This window comes from Vibrio sp. 10N.222.52.B7 (genome assembly GCF_041474275.1).
Classification (GTDB): Bacteria; Pseudomonadota; Gammaproteobacteria; order Enterobacterales; family Vibrionaceae; genus Vibrio; species Vibrio crassostreae_C.
Genome location: NZ_JBFRTU010000449.1, coordinates 1 through 484, shown reverse-complemented (window position 1 = coordinate 484; position 484 = coordinate 1). Strand labels below are relative to the sequence as shown.

General features: G+C 47.1%; 1 protein-coding gene. It reads right to left on the bottom strand.

Going from position 1 to position 484, the window contains the following annotated elements; translation table 11 throughout:
* Nucleotides 1-484: aminotransferase class I/II-fold pyridoxal phosphate-dependent enzyme (locus tag AB4512_RS23635; protein WP_372175950.1), on the bottom strand; the 484-nt coding region annotated here is incomplete at both ends.

Below are 484 nucleotides of genomic sequence, written 5' to 3'. Positions count from 1 at the left end.
GAAGTCGTTGCTGTGAATCGTTTGAGCAATCTCTTTCAGATCAATCTCCACGTAATAGAACGCTCCGGTTTGATCGCCTTCAGCAACGATTGGCGCGGCTAAGTTCTTCTGTATTAGAGTGTGGTAGCGACGACGCACAATTTGTTTTGCGAGTCGCTTGTACTCTTCGCCATCCTTCATCAAAGACAGCAGCGAGAACATTGTCATTTGAATCTGCTGAGGTGTTGAAAGACCGGCGGTATGGTTCAGTGCTACTGCACGGCTGTCTGCTACTAAACGGTCAATGAACTTAATCTTACTCGGCTCAAGTGCAATGCCTTGGTATCGCTGAGATAACGTGCTTCGAGTGTCTTCTGGAAGATCTCGAATCATGCGGTCGAAATTATTGTCTTCGTGTACACCAATCACGCCTAAACGCCAGCCTGTTGCACCAAAGTACTTAGAGTACGAATACACTAGAATCGTGTTCTTCGGAGCCAGCATC